At 68.5% G+C, this 14765-nt stretch carries 19 protein-coding genes and 1 tRNA gene; 11 read left to right on the forward strand and 9 right to left on the reverse strand.

The features are described from left to right. Positions 1-172: 172 nt before the first annotated feature. A complete protein-coding gene (locus G4H71_RS05080; RefSeq protein ID WP_072738023.1) occupies positions 173-589 on the forward strand; it encodes a helix-turn-helix domain-containing protein in 417 nt (138 codons plus the stop codon). Here the strand turns inward: G4H71_RS05080 and G4H71_RS05085 are convergent. Genes G4H71_RS05085 through G4H71_RS05095 form a run of 3 tightly spaced genes read right to left on the reverse strand, consistent with a single transcriptional unit; the run spans position 546 to position 3071 of the window. Next, positions 546-1586: a hypothetical protein gene (locus G4H71_RS05085; protein WP_072738024.1), complete on the reverse strand. Its 1041-nt coding sequence runs from the start codon at positions 1584-1586 to the stop codon at positions 546-548. The two genes, G4H71_RS05080 and G4H71_RS05085, sit on opposite strands and share 44 nt — an antisense overlap. Next, the gene (locus tag G4H71_RS05090; protein WP_072738025.1) at positions 1586-2074 is read right to left on the reverse strand and encodes an ImmA/IrrE family metallo-endopeptidase; all 489 of its coding nucleotides are present in this window, start codon (positions 2072-2074) and stop codon (positions 1586-1588) included. Before G4H71_RS05090 ends, G4H71_RS05085 begins: the two co-directional genes overlap by 1 nt. 22 nt (positions 2075-2096) lie before the next feature. Next, on the reverse strand, positions 2097-3071 hold the full coding sequence (locus tag G4H71_RS05095) for a hypothetical protein (protein ID WP_072738026.1): 975 nt from the start codon (positions 3069-3071) through the stop codon (positions 2097-2099). 491 nt (positions 3072-3562) lie between these two features. Here G4H71_RS05095 and G4H71_RS05100 point away from each other — a divergent pair, with 491 nt between their 5' ends. The 6 genes from G4H71_RS05100 (at position 3563) to G4H71_RS05125 (ending at position 7352) form a co-directional block, all read left to right on the forward strand. After that, positions 3563-5134: an MFS transporter gene (locus G4H71_RS05100; protein WP_072738027.1), complete on the forward strand. Its 1572-nt coding sequence runs from the start codon at positions 3563-3565 to the stop codon at positions 5132-5134. Positions 5135-5251: 117 nt separating this feature from the next. Continuing rightward, positions 5252-5596, forward strand: coding sequence for an ArsR/SmtB family transcription factor (locus G4H71_RS05105; protein WP_072738028.1), 345 nt, complete (start codon positions 5252-5254; stop codon positions 5594-5596). After that, positions 5589-6047 carry an SRPBCC family protein gene (locus G4H71_RS05110; protein ID WP_072738029.1) on the forward strand — a complete coding sequence of 153 codons (459 nt, stop codon included), beginning with the start codon at positions 5589-5591 and terminating at the stop codon, positions 6045-6047. The genes G4H71_RS05105 and G4H71_RS05110 overlap by 8 nt, the downstream gene beginning before the upstream one ends. Before the next feature lie 11 nt (positions 6048-6058). Continuing rightward, entirely contained in the window at positions 6059-6427 is a 369-nt protein-coding gene (locus G4H71_RS05115; RefSeq protein ID WP_072738096.1) for a nuclear transport factor 2 family protein, read from the forward strand. Continuing rightward, positions 6424-6753: a TfoX/Sxy family protein gene (locus G4H71_RS05120; RefSeq protein WP_072738030.1), complete on the forward strand. Its 330-nt coding sequence runs from the start codon at positions 6424-6426 to the stop codon at positions 6751-6753. Before G4H71_RS05115 ends, G4H71_RS05120 begins: the two co-directional genes overlap by 4 nt. 248 nt (positions 6754-7001) lie before the next feature. After that, the gene (locus G4H71_RS05125) at positions 7002-7352 is read left to right on the forward strand and encodes a histone-like nucleoid-structuring protein Lsr2 (RefSeq protein ID WP_072738031.1); all 351 of its coding nucleotides are present in this window, start codon (positions 7002-7004) and stop codon (positions 7350-7352) included. A 35-nt stretch (positions 7353-7387) separates the two neighbouring features. On the opposite strand, the gene G4H71_RS05130 is transcribed toward G4H71_RS05125, so the two are convergent. After that, on the reverse strand, positions 7388-7936 hold the full coding sequence (locus G4H71_RS05130) for a TetR/AcrR family transcriptional regulator (protein WP_174561848.1): 549 nt from the start codon (positions 7934-7936) through the stop codon (positions 7388-7390). Positions 7937-8023: 87 nt separating this feature from the next. Here G4H71_RS05130 and G4H71_RS05135 point away from each other — a divergent pair, with 87 nt between their 5' ends. The 3 genes from G4H71_RS05135 (at position 8024) to G4H71_RS05145 (ending at position 9709) form a co-directional block, all read left to right on the forward strand. Beyond that, a complete protein-coding gene (locus G4H71_RS05135) occupies positions 8024-8392 on the forward strand; it encodes a DUF4267 domain-containing protein (RefSeq protein WP_072738032.1) in 369 nt (122 codons plus the stop codon). Between the two features lie 109 nt (positions 8393-8501). Continuing rightward, the gene (locus G4H71_RS05140; protein ID WP_072738033.1) at positions 8502-9140 is read left to right on the forward strand and encodes a hypothetical protein; all 639 of its coding nucleotides are present in this window, start codon (positions 8502-8504) and stop codon (positions 9138-9140) included. Then, positions 9137-9709: a TetR/AcrR family transcriptional regulator gene (locus tag G4H71_RS05145; RefSeq protein WP_072738034.1), complete on the forward strand. Its 573-nt coding sequence runs from the start codon at positions 9137-9139 to the stop codon at positions 9707-9709. The genes G4H71_RS05140 and G4H71_RS05145 overlap by 4 nt, the downstream gene beginning before the upstream one ends. A gap of 180 nt (positions 9710-9889) precedes the next feature. Here G4H71_RS05145 and G4H71_RS05150 read toward each other — a convergent pair. The 5 genes from G4H71_RS05150 to G4H71_RS05170 all read right to left on the reverse strand — a co-directional run bounded on the left by G4H71_RS05150 (position 9890) and on the right by G4H71_RS05170 (position 13960). After that, a tRNA-Ala gene (locus G4H71_RS05150) sits at positions 9890-9962 on the reverse strand. Between the two features lie 83 nt (positions 9963-10045). After that, positions 10046-10795: a divisome protein SepX/GlpR gene (sepX, locus tag G4H71_RS05155; RefSeq protein WP_072738035.1), complete on the reverse strand. Its 750-nt coding sequence runs from the start codon at positions 10793-10795 to the stop codon at positions 10046-10048. A 255-nt stretch (positions 10796-11050) separates the two neighbouring features. Beyond that, on the reverse strand, positions 11051-11686 hold the full coding sequence (locus G4H71_RS05160; RefSeq protein WP_072738098.1) for a GNAT family N-acetyltransferase: 636 nt from the start codon (positions 11684-11686) through the stop codon (positions 11051-11053). Between the two features lie 21 nt (positions 11687-11707). Further along, positions 11708-12967, reverse strand: a complete 1260-nt coding sequence (gene glp, locus G4H71_RS05165; protein WP_072738036.1) for a molybdotransferase-like divisome protein Glp — start codon at positions 12965-12967, stop codon at positions 11708-11710. Positions 12968-13039: 72 nt separating this feature from the next. Further along, complete coding sequence (locus tag G4H71_RS05170; protein WP_072738037.1) at positions 13040-13960, reverse strand: UTP--glucose-1-phosphate uridylyltransferase; 921 nt, start codon at positions 13958-13960, stop codon at positions 13040-13042. A gap of 59 nt (positions 13961-14019) precedes the next feature. Here G4H71_RS05170 and G4H71_RS05175 point away from each other — a divergent pair, with 59 nt between their 5' ends. Next, entirely contained in the window at positions 14020-14703 is a 684-nt protein-coding gene (locus tag G4H71_RS05175; protein ID WP_083342787.1) for a 5-formyltetrahydrofolate cyclo-ligase, read from the forward strand. The last annotated feature ends 62 nt before the right edge of the window (positions 14704-14765 follow it).

A 14765-nucleotide genomic window follows, 5' to 3' on the forward strand; every position in this document is an offset into this window, starting at 1 on the left:
GTCACAGTCGCGGGCTTCCTCTACCATCAAGTAACAAAACATGCATCCTGTCGACGAGACGGCTACCACCTGTGAGTTATCGGCGGGTTATCCTCGTGGTACTGTATCTCGGCAAGGAACTCAACGCGTCACCATCCCGTTGGCGGACGAGAGAGGACTACGGCGGCTCACGATGGCAGATTTTGCAGAGCGGTTGAACAAACTCTTCGAAACTGTCCACCCCCCTGGACGGAAACCCCATACCAATGCGGAGGTGGCGGCGGCACTGATCGCCGACGGACACCAGATCTCGAAGCCTTACATCTCTCAGCTTCGGTCCGGGCAACGAACGAACCCGTCGGACGAGACCGTCGCGGCGTTCGCCCGGTTCTTCAAGGTCAAGCCCGAGTACTTCTTCAACGACATCTACGCGGCGAAGGTCGATCACGATCTCGAGCTCCTGTCCCAATTACAGGGCTACGGTCTGCGCAAGCTGTCGAGCCGGGCGTTCGACCTGTCCGAGGAATCACAGAACCTCCTGACGACGATGGCCGAGAAGCTGCGCGTCAGCGAAGGGCTCCCGGAAGTTCCTCCGGACGCGTCTCGGTGACCTCCGGAGCATCGGCCGCATACCGCCGGTAGGCGTCCGCGAGAATGCCCACCCAGCGCATCGCCGACATTCCGTCCGGAGGCATCACCAGATCGGTGCCGAGCATCGGCGACTGCAGGGGATCGTCGATCCAGGGTGCAAGGAAGTCGGCACGCTCCACCGCCGCCACGGGCGCGTGCCCTCCCCCCGCCTCGAACATCCCCGCCCCCGCCTGGATGTACAGCGCATCCATCACGTGCGCCACGACGTCCGCAGCCGCCAGTACCGTCGTGTGAGCCCGGCCGTTCTCGTCCACCACCTCGGGGAAGCGCTCGACGAGTACCGCGTGCAGGGCCCGCGTACGCCGCAGATACAGACGCGACCGCACCCACGTCTCGCCCAGAACCCACACACATCCGAATGCGATCGCCACCGCTGCCGCCGCATGGGGGACGAGGTCGGACAGGCGCGTCGCCGGCCGGACCGGGACGGCGGTGAACAATCCGATCGCCTCGGTCACCAGCACGATGGCCGATCCGGTCACGATCAACGTGATCCCTCGGCCCAGTGGTGACCACTCCACGTACCGCAGACCGGTGCCCACGACGACCGCGAATGCGACGATCTGGAACACCGAGGCCGGCGACTCCACACCGCCGACGGCGAGAACCCCGCACAGCGCCGCAAGCGTGTAGACGACGGTGGTCACCACACGCATTCCCCGGCGGGAGATGATCGACCACACCGAGATCGCCCCGGCGGAACTGGCGGCGGCAGCCAGGAGCCACGCGAGATCGAACACCGTGGCCGGAGCGGCCGACTCGGGCGACGCCGTCGACGAGCCGAGCTCGGCGAGCAGATCCCACACCGGCGGCAACAAGACGGTGACGGACACGGCGACCGCGACGGCCGCGACGGCCATGGCGCTGCGCAGAGGCGTCGCCTCACGCGCCGCGACGCGACCGACTCGGGCGCCGGCTGCGGTCCACACGGCCAGCGCGATGATCCAGGCGACCATCAACCGATGGCCTCGTCGTAGCGTGCGACCGAGATCGAGTTGCCGCGGCCGCGCATCCGCGCGAGCCGCAACAGAAGCATGGCGGCGAACGTCTCCGCTTCCCACTCGACGACGTCACCCTCGGCCCGGGCAGTGGTCCGCTGGCTGAGCATGTACGAGATCAGGTCGTCGTCGACGGCGAGAGCGCTGTCGCGGACCTCCACGCCCTCGTGACGGAAGACGATGTGACCCAACTCGTGCGCGAGAGTTCGTTCGCTGTCCGGAAGGCCGCTCGCGACGACGACCACGTCGCGATCGGGATACACCCGCCGCTGACCGCACACCGCACCGGCCAGGTCCTCCGAGATGTCGAGGTCGATCGGGCGGCCGCGTTCACGCGCGACCGCGGCGATCACCTCGCTCACGCTCAACGCCTCGACCGACGCGGCCACGTCACACACCGCGTCCACCGCCGCGGCGACGCGACGATGTGATCTGACCTTTGCCATCTCGAACCTCCCTTCCCGGTCGTCACGGGCCCGTTGCAGGCCCGAAGAACTCGGCTCGCGCCGCGGCGATCCGCGCCTGCTGTGCCCGTGCCCCGCGATACGTCATCGCCCCGGCACCCGCACCGCATCCGAGGAGTGCCGTCACGCCCGCGGCAACCGAGACCGGATGCCAGGGCGTGCTGTGGGCCACCGCTGACGCCGCCGGCACCTCGTCGGCGGTGCCGGCCCCGGCCGCAGGTGCACTCTCGGCACCGGCGTCGATCGGATCCACGGCATCGACTGTATCGGCGGGTTCGCCGGGGGGCGCCGGCACCGCGGCGTCTCCCCCGTCCGCGGCCCCTCCCACACCCGGAGCTGCGGGGCCCGGAGTACCCGGAGCACCAGGAACCGGGGGAACCGGGGCGGGCGCTACGGGCGGCGGCGGCACCGCGGGAAGCGGAACGACCGGCGCGGGCGCGGCGGGAGGTCCCCCACCCGGCGAACCACCGGGAGCGCCGCCGGAATCGTCGGAGCCGCCGCTCCCACCCGGAACGACGATCTCCGGCCGCGGAGGCAGGTTGCCACCGACCTCGGGAGGAATCACGATCGGCGGCCGAGACCGGGTGGTGGTCGTCGTCGTGGTGGTCGGCTCGGTCGTGGACAGGGAACTCGCCGACGTGGAGGACTCCCCGGACGACGTCACGGCCGGAGTGGAACTCTCGGTGGTCGTGTTCCCGGTCGTCGTGTCCCCGGTCGACGTACCTTCGGTCGTCGTGGCCCCGGTCGACGTGCTCGCCGAACTGCTCGTCGTCGGTGGCGCACTCGCCGTCGTGGTGTCGGTGTCGGTCCGGGTGGGTCGACCGTCGCCTCCGCCGTCGCAGGAGCCGCGGTGGCAGTGGTGCGGATGCGCGTCCGCGTCGGGCGGGCTGATCGACAGCAGCGTCAGCCACCCGGCGACGACGAAGAGGAGAGCTCCGAGCACTCCGGCTGTCGTCCGGGCACCGTTGGGTGCGTGCATCGCGCCCCCTCCAGATCGCGGTGTCGTCCGGCTGCTGATTCGGCGCCATCGTAACCAGCGCCGCCACCGGAGGCGCTGGTGGTGCCGGTGTCGGGGGTCCGGCACCACCAGCGGGTTTCCGAGTCGGGTGGGACTCGGAGTTCTACGAGCGCACCGCAGGCCACCTGCCGTCCATCCAGCAACATCGCCGCATCGGGCCTAGCCCGCCCCGATACCTCGAAGCGGGGGATCATTGCTGGGAGTATGACGGCACCCCTGTATGTGGTCTGTCGACCGCTCCGCTCAGTTAAACGCGTCGGTTACCGATTGGCAACCGAACTCACGGAGAAACCGTGAGATATGAGAAAGGTCACCGACGGATTAGGGCGCCGAATTCGACCACGAGGGGTGCAATTCGGCATTCGCGTCTCGCAATCGTGTCTCTGCGGAACGCAGCACCCTTCGCCGCGGATTCACATCCCCGACCGGGAACGAGGGCGTGTAATGAGCAGGTGGGAGCGAACGGCGCGGCCCCGGCCCGACCGGTCGCGGTGTTGGTGGTGCTCATCCTGGTCGCCGCGGTCGCCAATCTCAATCTCGCGGTCGCGAACGTCGCCCTGCCCGACATCGGCCGGGCCTTCGATGCGAGCCAGACGGAACTCAACCTCGTCGCGGTCGGATACTCCGTGGGCCTGGCGGCCTCGGTGCTGTATCTGGGCGCGCTCGGCGACCGGTACGGACGCAAGCTCATGCTGCTCCTGGGCACGGGCCTCTCGGTCCCGGCGAGCCTGGCCGCCGGATTCGCACCGAACATCGAAGTCCTCTTCGGGGCTCGACTGGTCGGAGGCGTCGCCGCAGGCCTGGCGTTTCCGACCACGCTCGCACTCATCACGGCGTTGTGGTCGGGAGCGGGCCGAACCCGGGCGATAGCGCTCTGGTCCGCGATCGGCGGCGGCATCTCGTCGCTCGGGCCGCTGTCGGCGGGAGTTCTGCTCGAGTACTTCGCGTGGGGCGCGGTCTTCCTGCTGACCGTCCCACTGGCACTCACGGCACTGGTGGCTGCCGCCGTCGTGATCCCCGGCCATGTCAACGAGACCACCGACCCGGTGGACAATCTCGGTGGCCTCCTGTCGGTGGTCCTCGTCGCGGCACTGGTGCTGGGCATCAACTTCGCACCCGTCGACGGAATGTGGCCCGTGGCTCTCGGGCTCCTGCTCGTCGCGGTCGCCGCGGGAATCGTGTTCGTTCTCCGACAACGACGGGCACGCTTCCCGCTCTACGACCTCACGGTCGCCCGACGGCGGGTCTTCTGGGTCGCCGCGTGCGCCGGGGTGATCGTGTTCGGCACCCTGATGGGGACCCTCTTCATCGGCCAGCAGTTCCTCCAGAACGTCCTCGGATACGACAGCTTGGCTGCCGGTTCGGCAGCGCTGCCCGCCGCCGTGGTCATGGTGCTCGTCGCGCCGCAGTCGGCACGGCTGGTCGAACGGCACGGCGCCCGATTCACCCTTCTCGCGGGTTACGTGTCCATCCTGGCCGGACTCTCCGTCGCGCTCCTGCTGTGGCGGGAGGGCGCGCAGTACTGGCAGGTGGCGCTCGGCTACGCACTGCTCGGCGCAGGCGTAGGACTGGCAGGCACACCTGCCTCCCGATCACTGACCGGCTCGGTTCCCGTGCGCAGGGCGGGCATGGCCTCGGGTACGGCGGATCTCCAACGCGACCTGGGTGGAGCGATCATGCAGTCCCTGTTCGGTGCGTTGTTGACCGCCGGATACACCACCTCGTTGACGACGGCGATCGCCGCGAGCCCGGCCGCCGGCCAGATCGACTCCGAGGTACAGGCGGCGCTGGTCAAGTCGTACTCCGGCGCGGAGACCGTCGCTTCGCGCTATCCGCAGTACGCCGACCAGATCGTCGACGCCGCGCGCACGGCCTTCCTCGACGGCGACACCCTCGCGTACGCGGTCGCACTGGTGGTCGTGGCGCTGGGGACACTGCTGGTGTTCTTCGCCTTCCCCGACAGGGATCGGGAACGGGAACTGCTGGCTCGGTACGAGGCGATCGACACCGGCCGTGCTTCCTGATCCGAGATACTGCCCAGTCTTCGCCCCGCCACAACCACCGCATCGAGAGCACACGTGCACATAAGTACAAATATATATTTGTGCTAGTCTGGAGGCCGGCCGCACCGGAGGAGTCCCATGACCGCCGAACGTCACCTCGACCAGGCATTGCGCGCCCTCGCGGACGCCAATCGTCGGGCCATCCTGGCCGCCATTCGGTCCGAGCAACACTCGGTCGGTGAGATCGCCGACGTGGTCGGGCTGTCCCAGCAGACGACGTCACATCATCTCGGGGTGCTACGCACGGCCGGCCTCGTCCGCGGCACCCGAATCGGCACGCGACACCTGTTCGCGGTCGACACCGACGGGCTGGCAGCCGTGCGCGGCTACCTGGACGAGTTCTGGCCGAACAAGCTCGCCGCACTGAAAGCGGCCGTGGAATCCGAGAAGAGCGAATCCGGGAAGGGCACGCGCGATGGCTGAGTACGCGACATCGATCGAGATCGACGCCGCACCGGGCGCAGTGTTCGACTTCCTCGTGACCGAGTCGGGCATGACGGCGTGGATGGGTCGGTGGGCCACCCTGGACCCACGCCCCGGAGGCGAATTCGGTGTCGACATCGCCGGTTACGCCATTCGGGGCCGATACCTGGAGGTGGAGCGGCCGCGCCGGGTGGTCGTGTCCTGGGGTGTCGCGGGCAGTGCCGACCTCCCGCCGGGAACATCCACGGTGGAGTTCGTTCTCACGCCCGCCGGCCGGGGCACCCGAGTCGATCTCGTCCACACCGGTCTGCCGGATCCGGAGCTCGCCGGGCACGCCGACGGGTGGACGCATTTCCTCGCGCGGCTGCGTGTCGCCGCGCATGGTGACGACCCGGGCGCCGACCACTGGACGCCCCTCGGCACCCGCGCACCTGGGAACCGACCATCGTGAAGGAGCCAGTCGTGAATGCAACGCCCCACTCCCCCGCACTGAATCTCGTGCTCGACTATCACCGTGCCTGGACCGGTGGAGACGTCGACCGCGCCATGGACTATGTCTCGGACGACGTCTTCTGTCGCGCACCGGGAATCGACCTCACCGGCAAGGAGGCCTATCGCGGGTACCTGGCGGGATTCGCACCGAACCTGACCGGCCTGACCGACGTGGCGAGCTTCGCCGACGGCGATCACGTCGCGCTGTTCTACTATCCGCACACCGCAGCCACCAGCAGCGCACCCGCCGCCGAGTACTTCACCGTCCGAGACGGAGCGATCACGGAAAGCCTGCTGCTGTTCGATCGCCTGTCGTACGCACCACCCACCGGACCGTGAACGGCGACGGATCCGCGCTCGCCGATCGCGTCCGCGCGCTACTCACCGCACACTCGACGCGCGAAGTACCGATGTTCGGCGGACTGTCGTTCATGGTCGACGAGAAGATGGTCGTGAGTGTCCGCCCCGGCGCCGAGCTGCTGGCGCATGTCGACCCCGAGCGGAGTCCCCATCTGGTCACCCTGCCGGGAGCCCGCCCGGCCGAGATGGGGGCGGGGCGGGCGATGGGTCCGGGCTGGATCTCGGTCTCCGCGGACGTAATCGAGGACGACGAGCGACTGGCCTTCTGGGTCGGAGAAGCGGTGGAGTACGTCGGAAATCGGTGATCCGAAAGAACCGCCACCACCGGGAAACGGACATCTCGCGCCCGTATGGATTTCGTAATTCCATCGCCCCGGCGATTCATGTCGCGGAGCGATTTCACAACTCACTTTCCATTGAGTAGTGTCCTTTCACAGGTGCCGACCACTCCTCTCGATGTCGCCGCTCGGCCGAGTGCGAATACACGCCTTGCGGTATCTTCCGTCGCGACGGACATCGAGTACGCGAGAATGTATTCGGAAGGATCGACCAGATGGCCACACGCCAGATCATCGAGTTCGTGGACGATATCGACGAGACCCCGATTGCCGACGGAAAAGGCGAAACGATCCGATTCGCCGTCAACGGCGTCGAGTACGAGATCGACCTCAATGACAAGAACGCCAAGGAATTCCACCGCAAGCTCGACTATTACATCTCGCACGGCACGCGCGTCGGCGGAAAGCGTAAGACCGCCGCACGCTCCGGTGGCCGCTCCGCCACGAAGCGCGACCCCTCGCAGACCAAGGCGATTCGCGAATGGGCCGTCGCCAACGGTTACGACATTTCCCCGCGCGGCCGAATCCCCGCAGAGATCGAAGAGGCCTACCAGACGTCCGGGTAACCGCACCCGTTCCCTGTTTTCCGAATTCTGTTCGGTCAGGGCGTTCCCGCGGCGCCGTAGAGCTGCACCAGTTCGCTGATCCGGGCATCCCGGGCGTCGGTGCGCAGACGGCCTCCGCGCTCGAGTTCGGCGAGCCCGTGCAGCGTTCCCCAGAACAGTTCGGCACGCGTCTCGTCCCCGCCGACCGCTTCGGCGATCGCACCGAAGGCGCGCTGCAGCGCGTTGGGCGCCTTCGGTGTCGCGAAGGCCAGCCCGCGCGCCCGGCTGGAGATGGCCTCGTACAACGCCGGCTGGTCGCGGGCGAGGTCCAGGTAGGCGCGGGCCACGTTCTCGATGGGCTCGGACGCTGATGCGCTGCGCTGCAACGCATCAGCGATCTCCTCACTCCCCTGGACCGCCACGGCGGTCACGATCGCGTCCATGGACGCGAAGTGCGAGTAGAGGACCGGCTGGCTGTAGCCGACCTCTGCCGACAGCCGGCGCGTGGTGATCGCAGCCCATCCCTCGCGCTCGGCGATATCCCGGGCGGTCGCCACGATCGCCGCTTCACGGACTCTCCGGCGTTCCTGTTGCTGCTCCGACACGGACCTGATGCTAGCAGCGCTAGCATCAGACACATCGCCGTGCTAGCGTTGCTAGAAAATCTAGCGACGCTACAACCAGGAGCTCGCATGAGTGCAGTCGCCACCATCCTCACCGTCATCGGCGCCGCCTTCATCATCGGAATCGGCCTGAGTTATCTGATCCGGCCCTACCCGATCGCCCAGGGATTCGGCTTTCGCCGGCTACCGGGCCGCGACGACCCGTACTACCGGGTGAAGGGCATCCGGGACCTCGCCAGCGGGCTGGGCGCATTGGCACTGCTCCTGATCGCCCCACCGCACGTGCTGGGCGTGTTCATGCTCGTCTCGGCATTGGTGCCACTCGGTGACATGCTGATCGTCTGGGGCTATCGCGGGCGACGCGCCTACGCGGCGGCCGTACACGGACTGACCGCGGTGGCCGTCGTCGGCACCGGAATCCTCTGGTTGCTCGTCTGACAACCAGCGAAGTCGCCCAGCCGCTCTCCCCTGACGCGCGGCTAACTGTGTTAGCCTGCAGCGGGAGCTCGGTACTGTTCGCCGCACGATTCACCGGAGGTCGAGCGAAATGAGAGATCAGATCAATCCCGCGATCGCCCTTGTCGCGGCCGGGATCCTGTTCGCGGTCTACCCGGCGCTGCGGCCCTACTCCAGCGAAGTCGGCACCGAGGGTGCCGAAGCGTTCGCATCCTGGGAATGGGTGGTCGCCCACCTCTGCGGGATCGCCGGGTTCATCCTCCTCACCTATGCGGCTACCCGATTGTGGCCTGGAATTACCTCGACGACAACACTTTTCGGAACAGCACTGGTGCTTCCCTACTATGGCGCCGAGACTTTCGGGTTGTACGCGCTCGGCCGCAACGCCGCGGCGGAGGAGATCGAGCCCGGGGCGGAGACGATCCGCTACTTCGGACCGGCGGTGGCAACCTTCGGCGCGGGGCTCCTGCTCCTCGCAGTGGCCGGCGTGCTGATCGCCCGCCGGCTGTGGGCAGACGACCTGCGGGTGGCGGCGATCCTGGTGGGCGTCGGCCTCCTCGGCTACCTGCCGCAGTTCTTCACCCCGGCGCCCGTGCGAATCCTGCACGGCATCATCCTCGGACTCGGTCTGCTGGTCACGGGAATCGCGGTCTTCACCCGCGCGCGCCGGGCGCCGGGCGACACCACACCGCTCAGGCGGGAGGGCGGCGCGTCGACGGTCAACCCATGAGCAGCGACGAGGCATCCTGCCCGACCGAGTTCGATCCCCGACGGCTGCTGACGCCGAGGGCCGCGCAGATCGTCGGGTGCGCGCGTGCGCTGCTCGAAGACACCACCTGGGATTCGGTGACCATGCGGGCGGTGGCCGAGGCACTGGGCATTCGAGCTCCCTCGTTGTACAAGCACTTCCGGGACAAGGCGGCATTGCAGGACGCCCTGATCGCCCAGGCGCTGAAGGAGATGGGCGAGGCGACTCGTCCGGTCGAGTCCGTCGCCGGGCTCGTCGCCGACTACCGGGACACTGCGCGCGCGCATCCGAATCTGTATCGACTCGCGACCTCGGGTCCACTGCGGCGCGATTCGCTACCCCCGGGTTTGGAGGACTGGTCCGGCGCTCCGTTCCTGATGGCCACCGGCGAGCCCTTTCTGGCACAAGCACTGTGGGCCGCCACTCACGGCGCGGTGATCCTCGACCTCGACGGGCGCTACCCGACCGGACGCGCACCGGAGCAGACGTGGCATGAACTGGCAGCCACGTTCAGCAGCCGTGCGGACCGACCGCGACGCCACGGCCGGTGAATCGCTCGTCGCGTAGCCCTTGCGCGATTCGCGGACGTTTTCCGCGCCGCGCTCTCGAACCTTCGAGGGCACGGTGCACAGAATGTCCGCGGATGGTCGGCGACCCGGCAAGGCTTCCTCGCCTACGAGAAAACCCCCGACTGCGTTTTCGGCAGTCGGGGGTTCTCGTCGGTTCTCCGGTGGAGCTGAGGGGAATCGAACCCCTGACCTCTTCGATGCGAACGAAGCGCGCTACCAACTGCGCCACAGCCCCGGGCACCGCTCTCGCGGACCGCTCGCAAACCTTAGCAGGACGCTCCGCGTGAAGGCGAATCAGCCCTCGACCAGCGGCGACGGCTACTCGCCTGCGGCGCGCCGCCATTCGACCTCGGCCTCGGCCTCCTCGTAGTGATCGAGGTGATCGAAGGCCGGGTCCTCGTCATCCGTCTCCATGACCACGGCACCGGGACGGCGCAGACGGGCCGGGACGAGCCGTAGCTCGTCGTCACTACGGGACTCGACGCCCAGGCGAGAACGCTGCAACCGCTGGGTCCGCCGGCGACGGATCTCCTGCTCGATCCGCACCTGTCGACGCAGATAGGCCAGGTAGCCACCCAGCACGAGCACGGAGGCCGCGGTCAGCCACCACACCGTCGAGGACAGGATCACGGCCAGCGCCGCCGACATCAACGAAACGAACACCAGCGCGAGCATCATCCGCTGCCGGAAGGAGTAGCGGGCCTCGCGGGCGATCGCATCCGCCTCCGGGTCGAACCCGCCGCGGCCACGTCGGTGCACGATGTACTCGTCCACCGGCGCTCGATCGCCGTGCTCGTCGTAGCCGTCTCGGGCCTCGTCCTCGGCGTGAGTCTCCATGGGGTCCTCCGCGTGGTAGCCGTAGTGGTCCTCGGGTTGCCAGTCCGGGTCGCTGCGGTGGCCGACGGCCGGTCCGCGCTGCACACGCCGCGTGTCACCGCGGTGCAGGACGCGGGTCGCGAGGGCCGCGTCGCTGGTCTGCCTGATCCGTGGACGGTTCGACGCCAGCATCGGGACCAGAACGAACAGCCACACGGCAACGAGCCCGATCCACAAGAACGAATTCGGCATGTGCGGCCTCCTCCCAACCGTCTACCAGCATCGATAAGGTGCATGCCCGTCCGGGCCGGAGCGGGAACAACCGATCCGGCCGTCGACGCGCTGATCCCCACAATACTCAGCTGTCACACGCGTAACTCCGCGAATCGCCGGACACACAGCGAGAAATCAGGAAAGTCCATCCGATCGAGTGTGATGTCGACCATAGTTTCGAAAAGTTGTGAGTTGCACTACCTGCCGTTAACCGTCGTGTAACTGTCCGGCCGATCAGGCCCAGGACGCCTTGCCGCTGCGCACCAGGACGTCCACCACCGTCGCCGGCACCTCCTCGACCGTCATGGCCACCAGCAGGTGGTCGCGCCACTGCCCGTCGACGTCGAGGTAGCGCTCGAGCGTCCCCTCCTCACGAAAGCCGACATTGCGCAGTACCGCCCGGCTCGCCACGTTCTCCGGCCGCACCGTGGCCTCGATCCGGTGCAAGCCGACCGGGCCGAACCCGTGATCCAGGCCGAGCGCGAGCGCCCCGGTCGCCACCCCGAGCCCGTTGACGTCCTTGTCCACCCAGTACCCGATCCATGCCGACCGCAGCGCCCCCCGCACGATGTTCCCGATCGTCAACTGGCCGCAGTACTGGCCGTCGAGTTCGATGGCCATCGGAATCATCCGGCCCTTCCTGGCCTCTGCCCGCAGCCCCGCACACAGCCCGGGCCACGACGCGATGTGGTGCCGGGACTCCCACGGGGAGTAGCCGGTCGGCTCCCAGGGCTCGAGGTGCTCCCGGTCGCGGATCCGGATGCGACTCCACGCCGCCGCATCGCGCAGCCGGATGGCTCGGACGGTGACGACCCCGCCACCGACCCGCAGCGGACCCAGGTGCGGCGGCCAACCCGGATGGCGGCTCACGTTCGCGGCTCCCAACGCGCGTCAGCCGCGCTGCGCCAGGAACGCGACGTCCACCTCGTCGCCGGTCCGCACGTCCGTGACGTCCGGGTCGATGACGACCAGGCAGTTCGCCTCCGCCAACGACGCGAGCAGATGCGACGAGGCACCGGGCGCGCCACCCAGCGCCTGCACCAGATACTCGCCCGTCGACTCGTCCCGCATCAGCTGCCCGCGCAGGAACCCCTTGCGCCGTTCGATCGATGTGATGGGGGCGACCGTGCGGGCGGTGACCACGCGGCGCATCGGCTGCCGCCGACCCAGCGCGATCCGGATCAGTGGCCGCACCATCACCTCGAACACGACCAGGGCACCGACGGGGTTGGAGGGCAGCAGGAAGGTGGGCACCTCGTCGCGACCCAGCTGGCCGAAGCCCTGGACCGAGCCGGGGTGCATGGCGACCCGCTCGATCTCGAGCGTGCCGAGTTCGGCGAGCGCCTCACAGACCTCCTCGCCCGCTCCCCCGCCGACAGCGCCCGCGATGACGACGATCTCCGAACGGATCAACTGCCCCTCGACGACCTCACGGAGGCGGCGCGGGTCGCCGTCGGCGATGCCGACCCGATTGACGTCGGCGCCCGCATCCCGGGCAGCGGCCGCCAGCGCGTACGAGTTGACGTCGTAGACCTGCCCCGGCCCGGGAGTGCGGTCGACGTCGACGAGTTCGCCCCCGAGCGAGATCACGGACAACCGGGGCCGAGGGTGCACGAGCACCTTGTCCCTACCGACGGCGGCGAGCAGACCGACCTGCGCGGCACCGATGATGGTGCCCGCCCGCACGGCGACGTCGCCGGGCTGGACGTCGTCGCCGGCTCGACGGACGTAGTCGCCGGAGCGCACCGGCCGCAGCACCGTGACCCGCGCACCGCCACCGTCGGTGCGGTCGAGCGGCAGGACGGCATCGGCGAGCGTGGGCATGGGGGCGCCGGTGTCGACGCGCACCGCCTGCCGCGGCTGCAACCGGATCGGCTGGCGGGAACCGGCACCGACCTCGCCGACGACCGGCAACGTCACCACGGGCAGCGCTCCGTCCTCGTTCGGGACGTCGCTACCGGCGTCGGCGACGTCGACGCTGCGGACCGCGTACCCGTCGATGGCCGCCTGGTCGAATCCCGGGAGCGGACGCTCCGTCACCACCTCTTCGGCGCACAGCAATCCCTGCGCCTCGGAGATCGCGACCCGGACGGGACGCGGCGCCACCGCAGCAGCCGTCACGATCGCCTGCTGCTCCTCGACCGACCGCATGTGGCTTCTTTCCTCCTGCGCTCCCGGGATTGTCCGACGGGCTGGTGTCCTGACCGGCTGATGTCCGACCGGTCAGGAATCCGTCTGCTTCAAGCGTTCGGCCAGCCAGTCCCTCAGCGAGGGGCCGTACTCGTCGCTGCTCAAGGCAAAGTCAACCGCAGCACGCAGGTACCCGCCGGGATTTCCGAGATCGTGTCTCGTGCCCCGGTGCACGACCACGTGCACCGGGTGGCCCTCCTCGATGAGCAGGGCGATGGCATCGGTGAGTTGGAGTTCGCCGCCGGCTCCACGGCCGATCCGGCGCAGCGCGTCGAAGATCGCCCGGTCGAGCAGGTAGCGGCCCGCGGCGGCATAGGTCGACGGCGCATCTTCCATGGCCGGCTTCTCCACCATGCCGGTGACCTTGAGGACGTCCGGGTTGACCGCGTCGGGGACCTTCTCCACCTCGAACACGCCGTACGCACTGACCTGGTCCTTGGGTACGTCGATGGCGCAGAGCACACTGCCGCCGCGCTTGGCCCGGACCCGGGCCATGGTCTCGAGGACGCCCTGGGGCATCACCAGATCGTCGGGGAGCAAGACGGCGACGGCCTCCTCGTCGTCGTCGAGCGCGGATTCCACGCAGCCGACGGCGTGGCCGAGGCCGAGCGGCTCGACCTGTACCACCGACTCGACCTGCAGCAACCCGGGCGCCTTGCGCACCTTCTCCAACAGATGGTGCTTGCCACTCGCTTCGAGCTTGCTCTCGAGCACCAGGTCCTCGACGAAGTGCGCGACGACACCGTCCTTGCCCGGCGAGGTGACGATGATCAGGCGGTTCGCGCCGGAATCGGCGGCCTCCCCCGCGACCAGTTCGATACCCGGGGTGTCGACGACGGGCAGCAGTTCCTTGGGCACCGTCTTCGTGGCAGGGAGGAAGCGCGTCCCCATGCCCGCAGCAGGCACGATTGCCGTGCGAAAGGGCTTGTCGATGTGCGAGGAAGCGTCCGTCATGCAGCACACCATAACCGTGCGGGCCTACGGGCGAGTCACCACGATCCTAGGCTGGGGACATGGAACGGCCCCCAGATGTGTCCGCGAAAGCAGATGTGTCCGCGAAAGCAGATGTGTCCGCGAAAGCAGATGTGTCCGCGAAAGCCCGGTGGCGTGAGCGCGCCCTCAGCTCGCGGCGGGCACTCGACGCCCGGCGACGGGACGCGGAGAATCGGGCGCTCGTCGACTTCGTCACAGGGAGATGGCCGGGGGGCGGCACCGTGTGCGCGTACGTTCCGCTGCCGAGCGAGCCGGGTTCTCCCGCCCTCCTGGCCGCGCTCCGCGCCGGGGGCTCCCGCGTGTTGGTGCCCGTGACGGGTGATCCCGGGCCGCTGTCCTGGGCCGAGTACACCGGTCCGGACTCGCTCGTCGCCGGGCAGTACGGGATCCCCCGGCCGACCGGTCCGGTTCTCGCACCCGACGAGATCCGTTCTGCAGAAGTGGTCCTCGTGCCCGCGCTCGGAGTCGACCGACGGGGAGTACGGCTCGGCCGTGGCGCCGGCTTCTACGATCGCACTCTGCCGATCGCCTCTGCCGGGACCCGGCTGATCGCCGTGGTGCGAGACGAGGAACTGGTCGAGGCGCTGCCGGAAGAGGCCCACGACGTGCGGATGCACGAGGCACTGACGCCCGCTCGGGGGTTCGTCACCCTCGGTGGGGCGGGCACCGGGACGCGGAGGGGCGACGCACGGGAACAGGAATAAAGTCGACGATTGGCGCTGTTGGCACTGTCGACTGTAGAGTGCTAAAGCTCGCGGTTTGATCT

It is taken from the genome of Rhodococcus triatomae (assembly GCF_014217785.1).
Classification (GTDB): Bacteria; Actinomycetota; Actinomycetes; order Mycobacteriales; family Mycobacteriaceae; genus Rhodococcus_F; species Rhodococcus_F triatomae.